At 70.5% G+C, this 18,784-nt stretch carries 20 protein-coding genes; 9 read left to right on the top strand and 11 right to left on the bottom strand.

Features of this window, described 5'->3' with window-relative positions; all coding sequences use genetic code 11:
- Positions 1 to 3 precede the first annotated feature (3 nt).
- Positions 4 to 1,038 (bottom strand): uroporphyrinogen decarboxylase, encoded by a 1,035-nt coding sequence (hemE, locus tag AB6A65_RS04675; protein WP_371037197.1) that lies wholly within the window; start codon positions 1,036 to 1,038, stop codon positions 4 to 6.
- A 105-nt stretch (positions 1,039 to 1,143) separates the two neighbouring features.
- On the opposite strand from hemE, the gene hemC reads away from it, so the two are divergent.
- Positions 1,144 to 2,094: a hydroxymethylbilane synthase gene (gene hemC, locus AB6A65_RS04680; RefSeq protein ID WP_371037198.1), complete on the top strand. Its 951-nt coding sequence runs from the start codon at positions 1,144 to 1,146 to the stop codon at positions 2,092 to 2,094.
- A gap of 18 nt (positions 2,095 to 2,112) precedes the next feature.
- On the opposite strand, the gene AB6A65_RS04685 is transcribed toward hemC, so the two are convergent.
- Both AB6A65_RS04685 and smc read right to left on the bottom strand, forming a co-directional pair.
- Positions 2,113 to 3,522 (bottom strand): FAD-binding oxidoreductase, encoded by a 1,410-nt coding sequence (locus AB6A65_RS04685; RefSeq protein ID WP_371037199.1) that lies wholly within the window; start codon positions 3,520 to 3,522, stop codon positions 2,113 to 2,115.
- Positions 3,523 to 3,670: 148 nt separating this feature from the next.
- The gene (gene smc, locus AB6A65_RS04690) at positions 3,671 to 7,123 is read right to left on the bottom strand and encodes a chromosome segregation protein SMC (protein WP_371037200.1); all 3,453 of its coding nucleotides are present in this window, start codon (positions 7,121 to 7,123) and stop codon (positions 3,671 to 3,673) included.
- 203 nt (positions 7,124 to 7,326) lie between these two features.
- On the opposite strand from smc, the gene AB6A65_RS04695 reads away from it, so the two are divergent.
- Positions 7,327 to 7,782 (top strand): GNAT family N-acetyltransferase, encoded by a 456-nt coding sequence (locus tag AB6A65_RS04695; protein ID WP_371037201.1) that lies wholly within the window; start codon positions 7,327 to 7,329, stop codon positions 7,780 to 7,782.
- Here AB6A65_RS04695 and AB6A65_RS04700 read toward each other — a convergent pair.
- Positions 7,779 to 8,075: a hypothetical protein gene (locus AB6A65_RS04700; RefSeq protein WP_371037202.1), complete on the bottom strand. Its 297-nt coding sequence runs from the start codon at positions 8,073 to 8,075 to the stop codon at positions 7,779 to 7,781. The two genes, AB6A65_RS04695 and AB6A65_RS04700, sit on opposite strands and share 4 nt — an antisense overlap.
- A 125-nt stretch (positions 8,076 to 8,200) precedes the next feature.
- On the opposite strand from AB6A65_RS04700, the gene AB6A65_RS04705 reads away from it, so the two are divergent.
- The gene (locus AB6A65_RS04705; protein ID WP_371037203.1) at positions 8,201 to 9,412 is read left to right on the top strand and encodes a hypothetical protein; all 1,212 of its coding nucleotides are present in this window, start codon (positions 8,201 to 8,203) and stop codon (positions 9,410 to 9,412) included.
- Positions 9,413 to 9,919: 507 nt separating this feature from the next.
- Here the strand turns inward: AB6A65_RS04705 and AB6A65_RS04710 are convergent.
- The 5 genes from AB6A65_RS04710 to AB6A65_RS04730 all read right to left on the bottom strand — a co-directional run bounded on the left by AB6A65_RS04710 (position 9,920) and on the right by AB6A65_RS04730 (position 12,529).
- Positions 9,920 to 10,480 carry a F0F1 ATP synthase subunit B gene (locus AB6A65_RS04710; protein ID WP_371037204.1) on the bottom strand — a complete coding sequence of 187 codons (561 nt, stop codon included), beginning with the start codon at positions 10,478 to 10,480 and terminating at the stop codon, positions 9,920 to 9,922.
- 2 nt (positions 10,481 to 10,482) lie between these two features.
- Positions 10,483 to 11,037 (bottom strand): F0F1 ATP synthase subunit B', encoded by a 555-nt coding sequence (locus AB6A65_RS04715; RefSeq protein WP_371037205.1) that lies wholly within the window; start codon positions 11,035 to 11,037, stop codon positions 10,483 to 10,485.
- A gap of 85 nt (positions 11,038 to 11,122) precedes the next feature.
- Positions 11,123 to 11,359 carry a F0F1 ATP synthase subunit C gene (locus AB6A65_RS04720; protein ID WP_371037206.1) on the bottom strand — a complete coding sequence of 79 codons (237 nt, stop codon included), beginning with the start codon at positions 11,357 to 11,359 and terminating at the stop codon, positions 11,123 to 11,125.
- A 79-nt stretch (positions 11,360 to 11,438) separates the two neighbouring features.
- Positions 11,439 to 12,146 carry a F0F1 ATP synthase subunit A gene (locus AB6A65_RS04725; protein WP_371037247.1) on the bottom strand — a complete coding sequence of 236 codons (708 nt, stop codon included), beginning with the start codon at positions 12,144 to 12,146 and terminating at the stop codon, positions 11,439 to 11,441.
- Between the two features lie 50 nt (positions 12,147 to 12,196).
- Positions 12,197 to 12,529, bottom strand: a complete 333-nt coding sequence (locus tag AB6A65_RS04730) for an AtpZ/AtpI family protein (protein ID WP_371037207.1) — start codon at positions 12,527 to 12,529, stop codon at positions 12,197 to 12,199.
- A 206-nt stretch (positions 12,530 to 12,735) separates the two neighbouring features.
- Here AB6A65_RS04730 and AB6A65_RS04735 point away from each other — a divergent pair, with 206 nt between their 5' ends.
- On the top strand, positions 12,736 to 13,086 hold the full coding sequence (locus AB6A65_RS04735; RefSeq protein WP_371037208.1) for an ArsR/SmtB family transcription factor: 351 nt from the start codon (positions 12,736 to 12,738) through the stop codon (positions 13,084 to 13,086).
- Here AB6A65_RS04735 and AB6A65_RS04740 read toward each other — a convergent pair.
- Together AB6A65_RS04740 and AB6A65_RS04745 are read right to left on the bottom strand one after the other, a co-directional pair.
- The gene (locus AB6A65_RS04740) at positions 13,077 to 13,985 is read right to left on the bottom strand and encodes a DMT family transporter (RefSeq protein WP_371037209.1); all 909 of its coding nucleotides are present in this window, start codon (positions 13,983 to 13,985) and stop codon (positions 13,077 to 13,079) included. The two genes, AB6A65_RS04735 and AB6A65_RS04740, sit on opposite strands and share 10 nt — an antisense overlap.
- Entirely contained in the window at positions 13,982 to 14,863 is an 882-nt protein-coding gene (locus AB6A65_RS04745) for a LysR family transcriptional regulator (protein ID WP_371037210.1), read from the bottom strand. Before AB6A65_RS04745 ends, AB6A65_RS04740 begins: the two co-directional genes overlap by 4 nt.
- 335 nt (positions 14,864 to 15,198) lie before the next feature.
- Here AB6A65_RS04745 and ffh point away from each other — a divergent pair, with 335 nt between their 5' ends.
- From ffh to AB6A65_RS04770, 5 genes are read left to right on the top strand one after another with little or no spacing between them, the layout of a single operon-like run.
- Positions 15,199 to 16,695, top strand: coding sequence for a signal recognition particle protein (ffh, locus tag AB6A65_RS04750; protein WP_371037211.1), 1,497 nt, complete (start codon positions 15,199 to 15,201; stop codon positions 16,693 to 16,695).
- A gap of 2 nt (positions 16,696 to 16,697) precedes the next feature.
- The gene (locus tag AB6A65_RS04755) at positions 16,698 to 17,249 is read left to right on the top strand and encodes a GNAT family N-acetyltransferase (RefSeq protein ID WP_371037212.1); all 552 of its coding nucleotides are present in this window, start codon (positions 16,698 to 16,700) and stop codon (positions 17,247 to 17,249) included.
- Positions 17,246 to 17,800, top strand: coding sequence for a GNAT family N-acetyltransferase (locus AB6A65_RS04760; RefSeq protein ID WP_371037213.1), 555 nt, complete (start codon positions 17,246 to 17,248; stop codon positions 17,798 to 17,800). The genes AB6A65_RS04755 and AB6A65_RS04760 overlap by 4 nt, the downstream gene beginning before the upstream one ends.
- Before the next feature lie 28 nt (positions 17,801 to 17,828).
- On the top strand, positions 17,829 to 18,434 hold the full coding sequence (locus tag AB6A65_RS04765; RefSeq protein WP_371037214.1) for a GNAT family N-acetyltransferase: 606 nt from the start codon (positions 17,829 to 17,831) through the stop codon (positions 18,432 to 18,434).
- Positions 18,431 to 18,745, top strand: coding sequence for a chorismate mutase (locus tag AB6A65_RS04770; protein WP_371037215.1), 315 nt, complete (start codon positions 18,431 to 18,433; stop codon positions 18,743 to 18,745). The genes AB6A65_RS04765 and AB6A65_RS04770 overlap by 4 nt, the downstream gene beginning before the upstream one ends.
- Positions 18,746 to 18,784: the final 39 nt, after the last annotated feature.

The raw sequence follows: 18,784 nt of genomic DNA on the forward strand, positions 1-18,784 counted from the left end.
CGGTCAGGCGCCGCGCACCGCGGCGATCATCCGGTGCACGTTCTCGGGATCGGCGTCCGGCGTGATGCCGTGGCCGAGGTTGAAGATGTGCGGCCCGCCCCGGAACGCTTCGACGATGCGGCGCGTCTCGCGCTCCAGCGCCTCCCCGCCGGTGACGAGGTGGGACGGATCGAGGTTGCCCTGCACGCACCCCTCCGGCTGCACCTCGCGCGCGGCCCAGTCGGGATCCACGCCCTGGTCGAGCGCCACACAATCCACCCCGGTCGCTTTCGCAAACCCGACGTAGCGGTCGCCCGCCCCGCGCGGGAACCCGATCACGGGCAGGCCCGGATACCGCGCCTTGAGCGCCGCGGTGATCTTGCGGCACGGCTCCAGCGCGTAGGTGTCGAAATCCTCGCCGGAAAGCGATCCCGCCCAGCTGTCGAAGATCTTCACCACCTCGGCCCCGGCCTCGACCTGCGCGGCGAGATACTCGATGGTCCCGTCCGTCAGCCGGTCGATGAGCCGCCGGAAAAGCGCCGGGTTCTCGTTCTTGAGCGCGTGGGCGGGGCCCTGGTCCGGCGTGCCGCGCCCGGCGACCATGTAGGTCGCCACGGTCCACGGCGCGCCGGCGACACCGATGAGCGTGGTGTCGGCGGGCAGCTCGCGCGACAGGATGCGCACCGTCTCGTAGACCGGGTTCAGCGTCTCGTGCACCGCCTCGGCCGGCTTGAGCGCGTCGAACTCCGCCTCGGTGGTCAGCGTGGAAAGCCGCGGCCCCTCGCCGGTCACGAACCACAGATCGGCGCCCAGCGCCTGCGGCAAGAGCAGGATGTCGGCGAAAAGGATCGACGCGTCGAACCCGTAGCGCCGGATCGGCTGCAGCGTCACCTCGGCCGCGAGCTCGGGGTTGTAGCACAACGACAGGAAATCGCCCGCCTTGGCCCGCGTTTCGCGGTATTCGGGCAGGTAGCGCCCCGCCTGCCGCATCATCCAGATCGGCGGCACCGGCTGCGCCTCTCCGGCGAGCGACTTCAGGATCGTCTTGGTCTCCGACATTTCCACCCTTTCGACAATGGTTCCCGCAATGCCTCCCCGCCGGGAAGGGGGTTGTCAAGCCGACAGGCGCTTGTCAGCCGCGCCTGACAGACTTAGACGGAGGACATGAGCATCGACCTTCCCTCCCCCGCCCGACCGCTGAAGATCGGCACCCGTGGCTCGCCGCTTGCCGTCGCGCAGGCGCACGAGACCCGCGGCCGCCTCGCCGCCGCCTTCGACCTGCCCGAGGACGCCTTCGAGATCGTCGTGATCAAGACGACGGGCGACCGCGTCCTCGACCGCCCGCTGAAGGAGATCGGCGGCAAGGGCCTGTTCACACGCGAGATCGAGGAGGCGCTCCTTTCGGGCGAGATCGACCTCGCGGTGCATTCGATGAAGGACATGCCGGTGGCGCAGCCCGCGGGCCTCGCCCTCGACACCTACCTGCCGCGCGAGGACATGCGCGACGCCTTCGTGAGCCATGCCCACGCGGCGCTCGCCGATCTTCCCGCGGGCACGGTCGTGGGCACCTCGTCGCTGCGCCGCCGCGCGCAGCTTCTGTGGCGCCGGCCCGAGCTTCGGGTGGTGGAGTTCCGCGGCAACGTGCAGACGCGGCTGAAGAAGCTCGAGGCCGGCGTGGCCGCCGCCACCTTCCTCGCGATGGCGGGGCTCAACCGTCTCGGCATGGCGCATGTGTCGCGCGGGCCGATCGCCCCCGAGGACATGCTTCCCGCCGTGGCGCAGGGCGCGCTCGGGATCGAGCGGCGCGCCGACGACGGCCGCGCCGCCGCCATGCTCGAAGCGATCCACGATGTCGAGACCGCCAAGCGCCTCGCCGCGGAACGCGCGTTCCTGGCGCGGCTCGACGGCTCCTGCGAGACGCCGATCGCGGGCCTTGCCGAACTCGACGGCGGCACGCTCCGGCTGCGCGGCGAGATCCTGCGCCCCGATGGCTCGGAATGCCTTTCGGACGAGGCCAGCGCCCCTGTCGAGGACGGCGCCGCGCTTGGCGAGGAGATGGGCGCGAAACTGCTTGGCCAGGCGGGTCCGGGCTTCTTCGACTGGCGCACCGCCTGACGGCGCGCCCCGGGGCGCTCAGGGCAGCAATTTTCCGGGATTCATGACCCCCGCCGGGTCGAGCGCGGCCTTGATCGCGCGCATCGCTTGGAGCGCGCCCCGGTCCTTCCGCCGCGCCATGGAAGGCCGCTTGGTCATGCCGATCCCGTGCTCGGCGGAAAAGCTGCCGCCGAGGGCCAGAACCACGTCCTCCACCGCGTCCATCACCGCGTCGGCAAGCTCCGCATCGTCGTTGCCCAGCCGCACCGCGTAATGCAGGTTCCCGTCGCCGAGATGGCCCACGACAAGGGGTACGGCGGCGGGATCGAGCGCGGCCACCCGCGCGCCGGCCCGGTCGAGGAACGCCGCGACCCGGTCGAGCGGCACGGCGATATCGTTGTTGACGACACGGCCCTCGGCCAGACAGACCCCGGCCGCGGCCTCCCGGCGTGCCCACATCTCGGCCCGCTCGGCCTCCGAGCGCGCCACCACCGCGTCGGCCACGTCTCCGGCCTCGAGGCCGCGCGCCAGCACCGTTTCCAGCTGCGCGGCGACCGGAACCGCGCCGTCCGGACCCGGAACGGCGTCTCGCGGCGCGGTGGCGGCCAGCTCCACCAGCACGTTCACCGGGTGCGCGTCGTCGAAGGGCGGACGCGCGCCGGGCGTCCGGGCGAGGTATTCCTCAAGGTAGCGGCGCGGCATGTATTCGAAGGCCTCGACCGCGCCGCCCGTCTCGTCCTGAAGCCGGTTGAGCAGCGCAAGCGCGCCGTCGAGGGCGGGCAGCGCCACCATCGCCGTCGCCCGCGCGCGCGGCGCGGGGAAAAGCCGCACCACCGCCGCCGTGATGACGCCCAGCGTGCCCTCCGCCCCGATCATCAGGTGGCGCAGGTCGTAGCCCGAATTGTCCTTCCGCAGCGCGCGCATCAGGTCCACCACCTCTCCGGTCGGCAGCACCGCCTCGAGACCGAGGCAGAGATCGCGCGCGTTGCCGTAGCGCACCACGTTGGCCCCGCCGGCGTTCGTGGAGAGCGCGCCGCCCAGCATGGCAGAACCGCGCGCCCCGAAGCTCAGCGGAAAGACGAGATCCTCGTCCTCGGCCGCGCGCTGAAGCGTCTCGATCACCACGCCCGCCTCGACCACGGCGATCCGCGCCCGCGGATTGATCTCCCGGATGCGGTTCATCCGGGCGAGCGAGAGCAGGATCGCGCCGTCGGCGCCCCCCGTGCCGCCCGCGAGCCCGGTGTTGCCCGAGACCGGCACGACCGGCGTGCGGTTGCGGGTGGCGAGCCGCAGGATCGCCGCGACCTGGGCCGTCGATCCCGGCCGCGCCACCGCCAGCGGGGCAGACCGGTAACGCCCGGTCCAATCCTGCGCGAAAGGCCGCGCGTCGTCGCCCGTCAGCACATGGCCGTCGCCCACAATCGCCTTGAGTTCCGACAGGATGGTCATGGCGTCCCCCTTGCGCCCCTTCTCGCGCGCGGCCGCCTGCGGTGCAAGCGCCGGGCCCTCGGGGCACGGAGAGGGATGCGCACCCCGTCCCCTGTGGCACGCGCCGGGCGGTCCGTCCGCGCGCGCGCGCCGTGGACGATGGCGCCGCTCAGGCCACGAGCTTCTCGGCGCGGCGCAGGTCCACGCTGACGAGTTGGCTCACGCCCTGTTCCACCATCGTCACCCCGAAAAGCCGGTCCATCCGCGCCATGGTCACCGCGTGGTGAGTGATGATGAGAAACCGCGTCTCGGTCCGGCGCACCATCTCGTCCAGCAGATCGCAGAACCGCGTCACGTTGGCGTCGTCGAGCGGCGCGTCGACCTCGTCGAGCACGCAGATCGGAGCGGGATTGGCGAGGAAGACCGCGAAGATGAGCGCGAGCGCGGTCAGGGTCTGCTCGCCGCCCGAGAGCAGCGAGAGGGTGGACAGCTTCTTGCCCGGCGGCTGGCACATGATCTCGAGCCCGGCATCGAGCGGGTCGTCGGATTCGACCATGACGAGCCGTGCCTCGCCGCCGCCGAAGAGATGGGTGAAAAGCAGCGTGAAGTTGGCGTTCACCTGTTCGAAGGCCGTGAGCAGCCGCTCGCGCCCCTCGCGGTTCAGGCTCGCGATCCCGTTGCGCAGCGCGCGCACCGCCTCTTCCAGATCGGCCTTCTCGCGCACGAGCTCGTCATGCTCGGCCTGCACCTCGCGCGCGTCCTCCTCGGCGCGCAGGTTCACCGCACCCAGCGCGTCGCGCTGGCGTTTGAGCCGCCCGATCTCCGTCTCCAGCGCATCGGCGGCGGGCATGGCGTCCGGGTCCGCGCCAAGGCTTTCGAGAAGCGCGCCCGGCGTCGTCTCCTGCTCCTCGGCGATCCGTTCGGCGGCGGCGGTCACGGTTTCGGCGGCCGCCTCCGCGCGGGCCTCGGCGGAGGCGCGCGCCTCCCGCGCGGCGCCGGCGAGACGCTCGGCCTCGCGTTCGGCCTGCACCGCCTCGCGCAGGCGGCCTTCGGCGGCCGAAAGCGCATCGGCGGCCGCCGTGCGCCGCGCCTCGGCCTCGGTGATGGACCGGGCCAGTTCCTCTCGCCGTGCCGCCACGGCGGCGGGGCGGTCGCGCGCGCCGGCGAGCTCGGCTTCCGCCTCGGCCCGGCGCTCGGTCAGTTCGGCGCTGCGCGCTTCCGCGGTCTCCAGCCGGTGGCGCCAGCCGGAAAGGTCCTTGCGCACGGTCTGCGCGCGGGCGGTGCGCGCCTCACCCTCGCGCTTGAGCTGGTCGTGCGCGCCCCGTGCGGCGAGGCTCGCGCGGCGCGCGTCCTCCACGTCCTGCTTGGCGGCCTCGGCCCGGGCGCGGGCCGCGTCGAGATTTTCGAGCTCGGCGAGCGCGGTCTCGGCCTCGGCAAGGCGGGCGCGCGCGCTCTCGGCCTCCTCCGCGTGGCGCTCGGCGGCCATCGTCAGGCTTTCGAGCTTGCCCTCGGAAAGGTTCCGCTCGGCCTCCGCGCGGCTCATGGCGCGGGCCGCCTCGGCCGCGGCCGCGTCGGCGGCGCGGCGCGCGTCCCGCGCAGCCCGGTCGGCGGCGGTCAGTTCCTTCAGTTGCGCCGTCAGGCGCTCATGGGCGAGCTGGGTGCCATCCGCGCGGGCGTCGGCGCGCGCCTTGTCCTGCTTGAGTTCCTCCAGCCGGTTGAGCTGCTGAAGACGCAGCGCGGCGGCGGTGGGGGCATCCTCGGCGCGGGCGCGGAAGCCGTCCCAGCGCCACAGATCGCCCTCGGGGCTGACGAGACGCTGGCCCGGCCGCAGAAGCGGCTGAAGGCGCTCGGCGTCCTCCGGCGTGGCGAGGCCGATCTGCGCCATGCGGCGCGAAAGCACGTCAGGCACCGAGACATGGTGGCTGAGGGGCGTCACGCCGTCGGGCAGCGGCTGCGCCGCGTCGTACGGCGGCATCGCGACCCAGCCGGAGCCGCCATCCTGCACTTCAGCGGCGCGAAGATCGTCGGCGAGCGCGGCCCCGAGCGCGCGCTCGAAGCCCTGCTCCACCTGGAGCCGGTCGAGGATCTGGCCGCCTTCCGCGGTGTCGCGCGCCACCAGCCGGGCTAGCGCCGTGATCTCCGCCTCGAGTGCGGCCACCTCGCCCTCCGCGGCGCTGCGCTCGGCGCGGGCATCGGCCTCCTTCGACGCGGCCTCGGCGCGCGCCTCGTCCGCGCGGGCCAGCGCCGTCTCGGCACGCTCCGCCGCGGCGATCGCCGCCCGCGCCTCGGCCTCGGCCGTCTCGAGGCCACGCGCCGCGCGCGCCAGCCTGTCCTCGTGCAGCGCGGCTTCCTCGGCGGCGGAAGCCGCGGCCGCCTCGCTGCGTTCGGCGGTCTTGCGCGCGTCCTCCACCGCCCGGGTCGCCGAGTGATGCCGGGCCGAAAGCCGCGCCACGGCCTCGGACAGATCCTCGAGCGCCGCCTCGCGGTCGCGCAGCGCCTCCGCTGCCGCCGATGTCGCGGCGGCGGCCTCCTCCATCCGGCTTTCGTGCCCTTCCCCGGCGCGGGCGAGCTCGGAGGCTTCCCATTCAAGCTGGGCGATGGTCTCGCCCGCATCGCGGTTGAGCCCCGCCTCGCGGTCGATGTCGCGGGCAAGCTGCGCGATCCGCGCGGTGAGCGTTTCGACAGCGGCGCGCGCGCGGCGTTCCTCCTCGGCGATCTGGTCACGCTCGACGACAAGGCGTTGCAGCACGGCGGCCGCGATCGCCTCTTCCTCGCGCAGCGGCGGCAGCGCCGCGTCGGCCGCCTCCCGCGCGGCGGCGGCCTGGCGCGCCCCGGCCTCGGCGCGGGCGGCCTCGGCCACGCGCGTGCGCAGCGCCTCGGCCGTGGCCTTGCGTGCCTCATCCGCGTCACGCCAGCGCCGGTAGAGCAGCAGCCCCTCGGCCTGCCGGAGCTCGGCGCCGAGCGCGCGGTACCGCGCCGCCTGTTTCGCCTGCCGGGCGAGCTGCGAAAGCTGCCCCGCCAGCTGCTCCACCACGTCGTCGACGCGCGCGAGGTTCGCCTCGGTCGCGCGCAGCTTCAGTTCCGCCTCGTGGCGACGCTGGTAGAGGCCGGAAATGCCGGCCGCCTCCTCGAGAACGCGCCGCCGGTTCTGCGGCTTGGCGTTGATCAGTTCCGAGATCTGGCCCTGCCGGACCAGTGCGGGCGAGTGCGCGCCGGTGGAGGCATCGGCGAAGAGCATCTGCACGTCGCGCGCGCGCACCTCGCGCGCGTTGGCCTTGTAGGCGGAGCCCACGTCGCGCGTGATGCGGCGGGTGATCTCGAGCAGGTCGCTGTCGTTGAAGCCCGCCGGCGCCAGACGTTCCGAATTGTCGAGTTGCAGGCTGACCTCGGCGAAGTTGCGCGGCGTGCGCGAGGCGGTGCCGGCGAAGATCACGTCTTCCATGCCGCCCCCGCGCATGGCGGTCGGCCGGTTCTCGCCCATCACCCAGCGCAGCGCTTCCAGCAGATTGGACTTGCCGCAGCCGTTGGGGCCGACGACGCCCGTGAGCCCCTCGGCGATGACGAGTTCCGTGGGATCCACGAAACTCTTGAAGCCGGACAGTCTGAGGCGGTTGAAGCGCAAGGGCGGGGAGCCTCCGGTGATTCAGCGCGTAGCGTCATTCTGCGGGGCGTCGGGCGGCCCTGTCAATGCAGGACCCCCGCATCTGGGGATGGAGCTCCGAGATTTCCACAAGATGTTGAAGCGGTCCGCCCAACGCACGCAGCCGCTTGACCGTCCGCGCCATCTGAGCAAACTGGCGCCTCCGGCCAAGCGAGGGAGAAGCCATGACCGTCATCGTGGAACCCGGCGACCCGCGGACGCCAGAGGTGCGATCCCTTATCGAGGAGGCTCGCGCGCTCATGGCGCGTCTCTTCCCGGCGGAGCACAATCATCACCTGGGCGTCGAGGAACTGCGCGGGCCGGACATTCGATTTTTCGTCGCGCGCGAGTGGGATACGACGCTTGGATGTGCCGCGCTTGCGCAACGTCAAGGCTACGGCGAAGTGAAAGCGATGTTCACTGCACCCTTCGTGCGCCGCCAGGGCGTCGCGCGCCGCCTGCTCGACCGGCTGGAGCTCGAGGCGCGCCACCTCGACATGCCGTGCCTGCGGCTGGAGACCGGCGATGCGCTGACCGAGGCCATGGCGCTTTACGAAAGCGCGGGCTTCGTCCGGTGCGAGCCGTTCGGCGACTACGCGGCGAACGGCAGCAGCGTGTTCATGGAAACGCCGCTGACCTAGCCGGGGCACGCCAGCGTGGCGTGGACGACGGACGGATCGCCGGTCAGCGCCTGCGGTTCGCAGCCGGTCGCACGGCGAATCGCGAGCGCCGCGGCGGGCCCGACCTCGCCATAGCTCGGGAAGACGGCGGCGTTGAGGCGAATCGCTTCCGCCCGGTCGCCGCGCACGCGCACGTCGAAGACATGCCCGCCGGCCGCCACGCGTTCCGCGGGCTGTCCCATGAAGCCCCGCCCCGGCGTGTCGCAGGCGGCGGCGAGGCAAAGGGCCGCGCAGGAAATCGATCTTACCAGCATCGGCGCGATCAGAGCGACAAATGGTTAACGCAGCGTTACCGCCAAGGGGTCGACGCGACCATTTACATTCCGAAATCCGGATGCATATTATATTCCAGTTCTGGAATACGTATGGGAGTTCACCAATGCCGGATCACGTCGCAAGACCTGCGGACAACTACTCTCCGCTCTATTTCCTCGCCTCGCTGGGCGCGGGGGGCATTACCGTCACCTTCTTCATGTTCCTGATGTTCTGGGTGCCCCATCCGGGACAGCCCGTTCCGGTCTTCGGCGACATCGCCACGGCCTTCGCGAACGGTGGCCTTGCCATGCAGACCGCCATCGTCGCCGCGCTGGCGGGCATCGGGGCCTTCGCCTTCCTGAACCTGAAGTCGCTCGTCTGGAACCTGCGCGCCTTCGCCGCTTTCCGGCGAACGGAGGACTACAGGCGTCTGCGTACGACGAATGCCGAGACGACGCTGCTGGCGATGCCGCTCGCCCTCGCCATGAGCATCAATGTGGGGTTCATCCTCGGCCTCGTCTTCGTTCCGGGGCTCTGGACCGTGGTGGAGTATCTCTTTCCCGCGGCGATGGTCGCCTTCCTGCTGGTGGGGGTGCTGGCGTTCCGCCAGATCGGCGATTTTCTCGGCCGCGTCCTCAGCGAGGGCGGCGTCTTCGACGTGACGGCCAACAACTCGTTCGCGCAGCTTCTGCCCGCCTTCGCGCTCTCCATGGTGGGGGTGGGGTTCGCCGCCCCGGCGGCGATGAGCGGCACGACGCTCACGGTCGGCACGAGCCTCGTGCTGTCCACTTTCTTCGGCGTGACCGCGGCGCTTTACGCCGCGATCGCCGCGATCATCGCCTTCAACTCGATGTTGCAGCATGGCACCGCCAAGGAGGCCGGCCCGACGCTCATGGTGGTGGTGCCGATCATGACGGTCCTCGGCATTCTCTTCCTGCGCCAGGAGCACGGGCTGCATACCGCCTTCGGAGCCGAGGAGAATCCGGGCGAGACTTTGGTGTTCCTCGCACGTCTCCTGACGGTCCAGATCGTGTTCTTCGCGCTCGGACTGGTCGTGCTGCTGCGCCAGGGCTACTTCGCGGACTTCGTGATCGGGCCTAGGACCTCGCCCGGTTCCTACGCGCTGGTCTGTCCGGCGGTGGCGCTTTCCGTGATGGGGCAGTTCTTCATCAACAAGGGCCTGGTCGGCGCCGGCGTGGTCACGCAGTTCTCTGCCGGGTACTGGGCGTTGACGGCCGTGGCACTCGTCGCGCAGGTGGTGGCGATCGCGCTCGTGCTCCGGCTCAACCGGCAGCATTTCACCCCCGCCGCACGGGCCGCCGTCCCGGCCGAATGACCGCCGTATCCACCAACTAAAAGGGCGCGCCCGGACGGCGCGCCCTTTTAGCCTTCGCTGCCCCGAAGCGGCGATCGTCCCGAAGCCGCCTTGGCCCGTGGCCCCGGTGAGAGACTGGCCCCAAGCCATGGTCAAGGGTGCGACAAGCATGCGGCCGCCCGGTGGGCGGGAGAGGCACGGACGCGGAAGCCGTCCTCGCCCGGACATCCGGCGGCTGGAACCGCGAACCCAGGCGCGGCGGTGGCAAGCAGCAGCGCCTGCGGTCCCTGCGCCGCCTCCGCATCGGAAGGCCATCCCGTCATCCTTGACCCAGCCCCCCGCCGCGGCGGGAGTGCGCGGTCGCGCGACGAGAGTCTGCCGCACATGTCATGCGGAGCGCGCGCGGCGACGCGTCGAGCGTGCATATCCACGGCTCGCCGCACCGACAGCCCGCCCCCAGAAAACGCGAACGGCCCCAGCTGGACCGGGGCCGTCACATGCAGGTCTTTCCGGGCCGTGCCGAAAGGGTCAGTGAAGCTTCTGGCCCACTTCCTCGATGGAGGCGTCGATCAGCTCGTTGCCGCGCACGGCGGTCATGCGCCCCGCGATCACGTCCCGCGCCACCGCGACAGCCATCTCCGCTGCGCGGTCGCGTACGTCGCGCACGGCGCGCGCCTCGGCCTGGGCGATCTGCTCCTCGGCCGTCTTCAAGCGGCGGGCGATAGAGGTCTCGAGATCCTTCTTCGCCTGCTCCGCGGCCAGTTCGGCCTCTTCGCGCGCATGCGCGACGATGCGATCGGATTGCTCCGCGACTTCGCGCTGCTTGCGCTCGTAGGAGGCCAGAAGCTTCTGCGCTTCCTCCCGGATCGACCGGGCCTCGTCAAGCTCGCTCTTGATGCCCTCGGCGCGCTTGTCGAGCATCCCGCTCAGCAGCGTCGGCACCTTGAAGTAGACGAGGACGCCGATGAACACGAGGAACGAAATCAGGACCACGAAGTCAGTGTTCGCGAGCGAGAAGAACGGACCCTTCGCGGCATGCGCCGGGCTGGCGGCAGCCAGCGTGACGGCGAGAACGGTGAACTTCCGCATGGTCATGCCCCCTTGGCCCGGGCCGCGAGGGCCTTCTCGATTTCGGCGTCGTCGGCGTCCGCCCCGACCGCGGAGAGCACCGCGCCCACGGTGTCGCGCGCGACGTCCTGAACGCTCTGGGCCGCGTTCTCGCGGATTTCGGCGATGGCCTTCTCCGACTCCGCGGTCTTTTCCGCGATCTCGGCGTCGGCGCGACGTGTCGCGGCATCGACATCGGCCTGGATCTCTGCCTTCGCCTCGCCGATGATCTTCTGTGCCTCGGCCCGGGCGTCCGCGAGCGCCTTCTCGTAGGCCTTCTCGGCCTCGGCGGCCTTGGCCTTGAGGTCCTCGGCGGCAGCGAGATCGTTGGTGATGCTGCCCGAGCGCTCGGCGAGAACCGACGCGATGCGCGGCAGCGCGATCCGCGTCAGGATGTAGTAGATGGCGAGCAGCGTGACGACCAGCCAGAAGATCTGGTTGGGGAAGGTCGAGAAGTCGAGTTGCGGAAGCCCGGTCGCGCCGGCCTCCGCCCCGCCGTCCATGCCTTGCGCGGCTGCGCCTTCGGTATCGGTCGCCATTCGGCCCTCCGTCGGTGTCAAATCCTTGGGGGCTCGGCCTGCATCAAGCGGGCCGACGCCCCGTCCGTAAGGATCGTTCCCCGGATCAGACGGCGAACATCAGCAGAAGCGCGACGAGGAACGAGAAGATCCCCAGCGCTTCGGCGAAGGCGATGCCGATGAAGAGCGTGGCGGTCTGGCTTGCCGCAGCCGACGGGTTGCGCAGCGCACCCGAAAGGAAGTTGCCGGCCACGTGGCCCACACCGATCGCGGCCGCACCCGACCCGATGGCGGCGAGGCCTGCGCCGATGAACTGACCCATGTTTGCGATATCGCCTTCCATGTCGTTTCTCCTTACGGTTGGAAGATGGCTGATTAAGGGGTGTGCGGTTCGGCCCGGGCTTTCGCCCGGCCCGGATGTCTCAGTGGCTCGGATGCAGCGCATCCTTCAGATAGACACAGGTGAGGATCGTGAAGACGTAGGCCTGGATGAACGACACCAGCACCTCGAGGCCGTAGATGGCCGTCACGGCCAGGATCGAGATCGGCGCGATCGCCGCGACCTGGCTGAAGCCCGCGAACACCTTCAGAACCGCGTGGCCCGCCATCATGTTGCCGGCAAGACGGATGGAGTGGCTCACCGGGCGCACGAAATAGGAGATGAGCTCGATGATCGCGAGGACCGGCCGCAGCGGCAGCGGTGCCTCCTGCACCCAGAAAAGCCCGAGGAACTTCGTGCCGTTCTTGATGAAGCCGATCGCCGTCACGGTCAGGAAGACGGCCATGGCGAGCACGGCGGTCACCGCGATGTGGCTCGTCGTCGTGAAGGACATCGGGATCAGGCCGAGGAAATTGGCGAAGACGATGAACATGAACAGCGTCATGATGTACGGGAAGTACTTGAGACCGTCCTTCCCGGCCACGTCCTCGACCATCTTGTAGACGAACCCGTAGGCGAGTTCCGCCACGGACTGGCTGCGCGAGGGGATGATTGCGCGGCGCGATGTGCCGATCACGAGAAGCGCGGTCACGCCGACCACCGCGAGCGCCATCCAGAGCGTCGCGTTGGTGATGGTGTACCAGTGCACCGGCCCGTCCCCGAAAAGGGGCTTCACCAGGAACTGGTCCATCGGGTTGAACGCCAGCCCGCCGCCTTCGCCTGCCGCATCCGTCGCCACGCCTAGTCTCTCCCGTCCTCGTGCCCGCCAGCGCGGGTTTCCGCGTCCTTCTGGACTTCCCGCGCGCTTCTCAGCATCGTCTTGATGCCCGCCGCGAAGCCCAGCAACGTAAACGTCACCAGAAGCACGGGCAGGGTGCCAAAGAGGCTGTCCAGCCCGTACCCGATGCCGAACCCGATCCCGAGGCCCGCCACCAGCTCGATCACCATCCGCCACGCGAGCTGCGCCTGCGAATAATGCTCGTCCGCGCGGGGCTTGGGCTCCTGCGCCGCTTTCAGGACGGCCAGCCGCTTTTCAAGCTGCTCGAGTTGGCGCTTGTGGTCGGCGTCAGGCACCAAGGCTCCCCGCGGATCGTCGCGTAGGGTGCTACGCTGCAGCACAGCGCGAGTCAAGCACGGCCGTGCGACGGTCAAGTGGCTGTAATTCGTGAAGGAATTCAGGGCCTCGCAACGCCGGACAAGGTCAGGCGGCGCGCGGACGGGCCAGGACTCTCGTTCAACTGAACGGTTGAGTTTCCGGGCGCGACGGGCGAAGAGGCAGGATGATCGACAGACTCGATGCCGTCTTCGCCGCGCTCGCCGATCCCACGCGGCGGGCGATCCTCGCCATGCTGCTCGAGGATGACATGGCGGTGACCGATGTGGCCGAACCCTTCGAGATGTCGCTGGCCGCCATCTCGAAGCACCTCGCGATCCTCAGCCGCGCCGGTCTCATCAGCCAGGAGCGGCGCGGACGGGTCAAATGGTGCAAGCTGGAGCCCGACGCGCTTCGCGACGCGAGCGTGTGGATGCAGGGCTTCGGCCAGTTCGAGCCCGTCAACCTCGACGCCTTCGAGCGATTTCTCCGGCAGGAGCTGGGCGGCCGGGGGGCTTGCCCCGACCATCACGACTGACCCGCCACCCGGCGCGGCGCCTCCTCGTCCTTGAGAAGCAGCAGGAGCGCCGCCACGGTAAGCCCGAGCCCCGCCAGCACGAGCGGGCGGGGCGCGCCATTGCCCAGCGCAAGCTCCCACACGAGCACCCAGGACGGTGTGAGATAGGTGTAGGCCATGACCTTTGCCGAGGGCAGCCGGAGCGTGGCGTATTGCAGCAGGACGAAGGTCGCCGCCGACGCGAAGATCGCGAGGTAGAGGATCGTCACCCAGACGATCGCGGGCAGCGCCGCCCAGCCCGTGGCCCGTATCTCGGGCCAGCCCCACAGCCCCAGAACGACCGTGCCGGCCACCAGCACGCCCAGGGTGAACACGGTGGGGGATTCCCCGCGGTTCAGCCGCCGCAGCATCGGCGTGTAGGCCGCATGGGCGAAGCAGCCCCAGAAATAGATGACCTCGCCCCGCCCCACGTCGAAACCGAGCAAGGTCTGCCAGTCCGCGCGGAAGATCACCCACAGCGCCCCCGCCGCACCGATGGCGAGCGCAAGCGCCATGCGCGGCGTCGTCACCTGGCGCAGGATCACCCAGCCCAGCCCCGCCGCCATCAGCGGGGTCAGCGTGAAGACCGCCGCGGCACTGACCGGCGGCGCGGTCTTCAGCCCCTCGAACATGAGCACGAAATAGGTCGCGAAGAGCGCGCCCAGCACGAGATAGCGCCAGGGCGCGGCGAGCGCCCGTCGCTCCGCCCGGCCGCCCAGCCAGACGACCGCGCCCATGACGAGCGCGGCGAGCGCGAAGCGCACCGCGGTGATCGCGGCGGGCGCGATCTCGTTCGCGACGAGCCCCCCGAGCGAGAAGGAACCCGCGACGAGCCCCGAGAAAAGCAGCATGGCGAAGTGTCCGCGCGCCGCCTCCGTCATGCGTCCTCGAGCCCCTTGGCATACGCCTTGAGCGCGCTGAGCAGCGCCTGGACCTTGCTGCTGCGATGCAGGTCCACATGGGTGACGAGCCAGAGCGGCGCGGTCCACGCCTCGCGCGGGGGCGCGACCTCGGTCAGCTCGGGATGCGCCGCCACCGTCCAGGGCGGCAGGAACCCGATGCCCGCCCCGGCGAGCACGGCGGCCTCCAGCGCCCGGGGGTCGGGGCTTCGGAAGGCGACCTGCCCGCGCGGGATCTCGGCCTGCAGCCAGCGATCGAACGGGGCGCGGGGCATCTCGCCATCATGGCCGACGAACCGGTGCCCGTCGAGCGCCGAGAGGCTTGCGGGCACGCCGCGAGCGGCGACGTAGGCGGGCGCGGCGTAAAGCCCCATGCGCTGGCGCAGGAAGGGCTGGACGACGTTGTCGGGCTCTTCCGGGGCGGGGCCCGCGCGCACCGCGACATGCGCCTCGCCGTATTCCAGCCGGAAGATCCTCTCGCTGGTCAGATAGCGCAGGGTGACCGCCGGATAACGGTCCTGGAAGTCGCGCAGGACGGGCGCGAGGAGCGGCGACAACCCCACGATGGAGGTCAGCACGAGTTCGCCCGACACGTCCGCGCCGCGCCCCTTCATGCGCCCGAGAAGCTGGCCGAACTGCTCGTCCGTGGCCTGGGCCACGCGCAGCAGGTCCTCGCCCGCCTCGGTGGGCGTGTAGCCGCGGGCATGGCGCTGGAACAGCTTCACGCCCAGCCGCGCCTCCAGCGCGTCGACATGCCGGATGACGGTGGCGTGATGGACGCCCAGCGCCTCGGCCGCGCCGCTCACCGTGCCGCGTTGCGCGACGTGATAGGCGGTGCGGATCTCGTCCCAGCTCTCCATGACACTCCCCCGGCGACCGTGCGGCATCGAACACGGCGCCAACACTGGGCAGGTTGCGTTCGGCGGCGCAAGGGCAATGTCCGGGGCCGGCTGCCTGACGGACAGGCCTGCATCGCCCCGCAGCGCCGCGGCGCTGCGACGACCGGCTTGACTCCGTGAGGGCCGCGGCCTAAGCCCGGCCTGTCTCCGGAAGTGCGTCATCGCTTCCGGTCCCATGGGCTTGTGCCCGGGATCGCCCCCCGTCAGCGCGTTGCGCCCACGGGGGCGCTTGGCATTTGAGCCGCGCTTCCCATCTCGGAGGTGCATGTCCGTATCGCAGAAGGAGCCAGAGGGCCATGTTCGAAAATCTGTCCGAGCGTCTCTCCGGCGTCTTCGACCGGCTGACGAAGCAGGGCGCGCTGTCCGAGGAGGACGTGCGCACGGCGCTCCGCGAGGTGCGCGTGGCGCTGCTGGAGGCCGACGTCTCGCTGCCCGTGGCGCGCGACTTCGTGAAGGCGGTGCAGGCGAAGGCCACGGGCCAGGCGGTGACGAAGTCGGTCACGCCGGGCCAGCAGGTCGTCAAGATCGTCCACGACGAGCTGGTGGACGTGCTGAAAGGCGACGCCGATCCCGGCGCGCTCAAGATCGACAGCCCGCCCGCACCGATCCTGATGGTGGGCCTTCAGGGCTCGGGCAAGACGACGACGACGGCGAAGCTCGCCAAGCGCCTGAAGGATCGCGACGGCAAGCGCGTCCTCATGGCCTCGCTCGACGTGAACCGCCCCGCGGCGATGGAGCAGCTTCAGATCCTCGGCCGGCAGGTCGGCGTGGACACCCTGCCCATCGTGAAGGGCGAGGACCCGGTCGCCATCGCGAAGCGCGCCAGGACCCAGGCCTCGCTCGGCGGCTACGACGTCTACATGCTCGACACGGCGGGCCGGCTCCACATCGACCAGGAGCTCATCCGGCAGGCCGCCGAGGTGCGCGACGTGGTCAGCCCGCGCGAGACGCTTTTGGTGGTGGACGGGCTGACCGGCCAGGTCGCCGTGGAGGTCGCGCAGGAGTTCGACGACAAGATCGGCGTCTCGGGCGTCGTTCTCACCCGGATGGACGGCGACGGGCGCGGCGGCGCGGCGCTCTCCATGCGCGCGGTCACCGGCAAGCCGATCCGCTTCGTGGGCACGGGCGAGAAGATGGACGCGCTCGAGACCTTCGAGCCCGAGCGCATCGCCGGCCGCATCCTCGGCATGGGCGACATCGTGGCCCTCGTCGAGAAGGCGCAGGAGACGCTGGAGGCCGAACAGGCCGAGCGCATGATGAAGCGCATGGCCAAGGGTCAGTTCAACATGAACGACCTCAAGACGCAGCTCGACCAGATGCTCAAGATGGGCGGCATGGAGGGGCTGATGGGCATGATGCCCGGCATGGGCAAGATGAAGGGCCAGATGGCCGAGGCGGGCATCGACGACAAGGTGCTCAGGCGCCAGATCGCGCTCATCGACTCCATGACGAAGAAGGAGCGCGCCAATCCGCAGATCCTCCAGGCTAGCCGCAAGAAGCGCATCGCCGCGGGCGCGGGGCTCGAGGTCGCGGAGCTCAACAAGCTGCTCAAGCAGCATCGCCAGATGGCCGACATGATGAAAAGGCTCGGCAAGAAGGGCGGACGCGGCATGCTGAAGAAGGCCATGGGCGGCATGCTCGGCAAGGGCGGCGCGCCCGAGGGCATGGAGGGCATGGACCAGAAGGCGCTCGAGCAGGCGGCCAAGCAGATGGGCGCGGGCCGGATGCCCGGCATGGGCGGCGGCGGCATGTCCCTGCCCCCGGGGCTCTCCGGCTTCGGCAAGAAGAAATGACGGTGACGCTGGCCGATACGCCGCGGTTCGAGACCGAGCGGCTGATCCTGCGCGCGCCCGAGGCGCGCGACTGGGAGACCGCGGCGGCATTCCTCGTCTCGGATCGCGCGCGCTTCATCGGCGGGCCGTACACGCAGACGGCCGCCTGGCGCGTCTTCGGACATGCTGTCGGGCATTGGGTACTGCGCGGCTACGGCCAATTCGTGCTGGAAGAGAAGGCGAGCGGATCGCTCCTCGGATCCGTCGGCCCATGGTACCCGAACGGCTGGGCGGAGTGCGAACTCGGCTGGAGCCTCTGGCACGCCTCAGCGGAGGGGAAGGGCTACGCTTGCGAGGCGGCCGAGCGCCTGCGTCGCTTCGCCTACGACGATCTCGGCTGGACGACGGCGGTGCGCTACATCGACGCGGACAACGCCCGCTCCATCGCGCTGGCCGAGCAGCTCGGCTGTGTGCGCGACCGGGAGGCGCGGCGTCCGGTGGGGGAAGGGTCGGAAGACGACGCGACCGAGGTCTGGGTCTTCCGCCACCCCGCCCCGGCGGAGGCCGCGGCATGAGCATCACCCCCGCCCCCGTGCTCGAGGCCAGGCGGCTGCGGCTGCGCAGCCCCGAGCTGCGCTACTTCGACCCGCTTGCCGAGTTCTTCGCCGATCCGGAGCGCGCCTGGGGCTTCGTCGGCGCCGAGACGCGGCCCGACGCCTGGCGCTGGTTCGCCTCCAACATCGGGCACTGGCACATCCACGGCTACGGCTACTTCACCATCGAGATGACGCAGGACGCGGCGCCCGCGGGGCTTTGCGGCATCTGGAACCCCGAGGGCTGGCCGGAGCCGGAACTGGGCTGGCTCGTCTTCGCCCCCTTCGAGGGCCAGGGCATCGCCTGCGAGGCGGCGCTCCGCGCGCGCGAATGGGCCTACGAGGACCTCGGTTTCACGACGCTCAGCTCGAACATCCTGCCCGGCAACGCGCGCTCTGTCGCGCTGGCCGAGCGGCTGGGCGCGCGCTACGAGCGCACCTACCAGAACGTGACGATGGGCGAGGACATGCTCTATCGCCACCCCGGACCGCGGGAACTCGACTCCGACGGCGGCGCGGAGGCCTACGCATGACACGCGCCAGCATCCGGAGGGCCGCCTGATGCCCGCCTCCTCCATCCCCGTGATCGAGACGAAGCGGCTGATCCTGCGCGGCCCGGTGCCCGAGGATTACCCGAACTTCAAGTCCACCTTCACCTCCTACCGGGCGCGTTTCATGGGCGGCCCGCTCAACGAATACGAGGCATGGATGCTCTACGCCGCCGAGATCGGCCACTGGCAGATCCGCGGCTTCGGCATGTGGATGATCCACGACCGAGAGACCGACCGCAGCCTCGGCATGGCGGGGGGCTGGTTCCCGGCCAAATGGCCCGAGCGCGAGATCGCCTGGGTCATCTGGCCCGAGGTGGCCGGGCGCGGAATCGCGCTCGAGGCCACCGACGCGGTGCGGCGGCATCTCTACGACAGGATGGGATGGACCGGCGCGGTCAGCTATCTCGACCCGCGCAACACCCAGTCGATCCTGCTCGCCCAGCGCCTCGGCGCGAAGCGCGACCCCGAGGCACGATCGGGCGACGGGCACGACATCGTCTATCGTCACCCCGCCCCGGAGCGGCTGCGCGGCAGCCAGATCGAGGACGCGATCCAGCAGGAGATCGCGTCCTTCGAGGGGCCGATCTTTTCCTCCGCGAAAGAGGCCAGCGCATGACCGAGACCAGCGATCCCACCGCCCTCGCGGCCGACGTCCTGCGCGAGCACCGCGAGAGCATCGACCGGCTCGACGCCATTCTGGTCTACACGCTGGGCGAGCGGTTCAAGCACACCCAGGCGGTGGGCCGGCTCAAGGCGCGCCACGACCTGCCGCCCTCCGATCCGCAGCGCGAGGCGCAGCAGATCGCGCGGCTCGAGGATCTCGCCCGTCAGGCGGATCTCGACCCCGAATTTGCCAAGAAGTTCCTGGCCTTCATCATCCAGGAGGTCATCCAGCACCACGAAAGCCACCAGGCGCAGGGCGTCTGACGCCCCTGCCCGCAACCAGCCAGACGAAGGAGAATACAC

It is taken from the genome of Rhodosalinus sp. FB01 (assembly GCF_041365715.1).
GTDB lineage: Bacteria > Pseudomonadota > Alphaproteobacteria > Rhodobacterales > Rhodobacteraceae > Rhodosalinus.

Bases quoted from the DNA above. Each gene is read 5' to 3' on its own strand.
- hemE (WP_371037197.1), bottom strand. From the start codon at position 1,038: ATGTCGGAGACCAAGACGATCCTGAAGTCGCTCGCCGGAGAGGCGCAG.
- hemC (WP_371037198.1), top strand. From the start codon at position 1,144: ATGAGCATCGACCTTCCCTCCCCCGCCCGACCGCTGAAGATCGGCACC.
- AB6A65_RS04685 (WP_371037199.1), bottom strand. From the start codon at position 3,522: ATGACCATCCTGTCGGAACTCAAGGCGATTGTGGGCGACGGCCATGTG.
- AB6A65_RS04695 (WP_371037201.1), top strand. From the start codon at position 7,327: ATGACCGTCATCGTGGAACCCGGCGACCCGCGGACGCCAGAGGTGCGA.
- AB6A65_RS04700 (WP_371037202.1), bottom strand. From the start codon at position 8,075: ATGCTGGTAAGATCGATTTCCTGCGCGGCCCTTTGCCTCGCCGCCGCC.
- AB6A65_RS04705 (WP_371037203.1), top strand. From the start codon at position 8,201: ATGCCGGATCACGTCGCAAGACCTGCGGACAACTACTCTCCGCTCTAT.
- AB6A65_RS04710 (WP_371037204.1), bottom strand. From the start codon at position 10,480: ATGCGGAAGTTCACCGTTCTCGCCGTCACGCTGGCTGCCGCCAGCCCG.
- AB6A65_RS04715 (WP_371037205.1), bottom strand. From the start codon at position 11,037: ATGGCGACCGATACCGAAGGCGCAGCCGCGCAAGGCATGGACGGCGGG.
- AB6A65_RS04720 (WP_371037206.1), bottom strand. From the start codon at position 11,359: ATGGAAGGCGATATCGCAAACATGGGTCAGTTCATCGGCGCAGGCCTC.
- AB6A65_RS04725 (WP_371037247.1), bottom strand. From the start codon at position 12,146: ATGGACCAGTTCCTGGTGAAGCCCCTTTTCGGGGACGGGCCGGTGCAC.
- AB6A65_RS04735 (WP_371037208.1), top strand. From the start codon at position 12,736: ATGATCGACAGACTCGATGCCGTCTTCGCCGCGCTCGCCGATCCCACG.
- AB6A65_RS04740 (WP_371037209.1), bottom strand. From the start codon at position 13,985: ATGACGGAGGCGGCGCGCGGACACTTCGCCATGCTGCTTTTCTCGGGG.
- AB6A65_RS04745 (WP_371037210.1), bottom strand. From the start codon at position 14,863: ATGGAGAGCTGGGACGAGATCCGCACCGCCTATCACGTCGCGCAACGC.
- ffh (WP_371037211.1), top strand. From the start codon at position 15,199: ATGTTCGAAAATCTGTCCGAGCGTCTCTCCGGCGTCTTCGACCGGCTG.
- AB6A65_RS04760 (WP_371037213.1), top strand. From the start codon at position 17,246: ATGAGCATCACCCCCGCCCCCGTGCTCGAGGCCAGGCGGCTGCGGCTG.
- AB6A65_RS04765 (WP_371037214.1), top strand. From the start codon at position 17,829: ATGCCCGCCTCCTCCATCCCCGTGATCGAGACGAAGCGGCTGATCCTG.
- AB6A65_RS04770 (WP_371037215.1), top strand. From the start codon at position 18,431: ATGACCGAGACCAGCGATCCCACCGCCCTCGCGGCCGACGTCCTGCGC.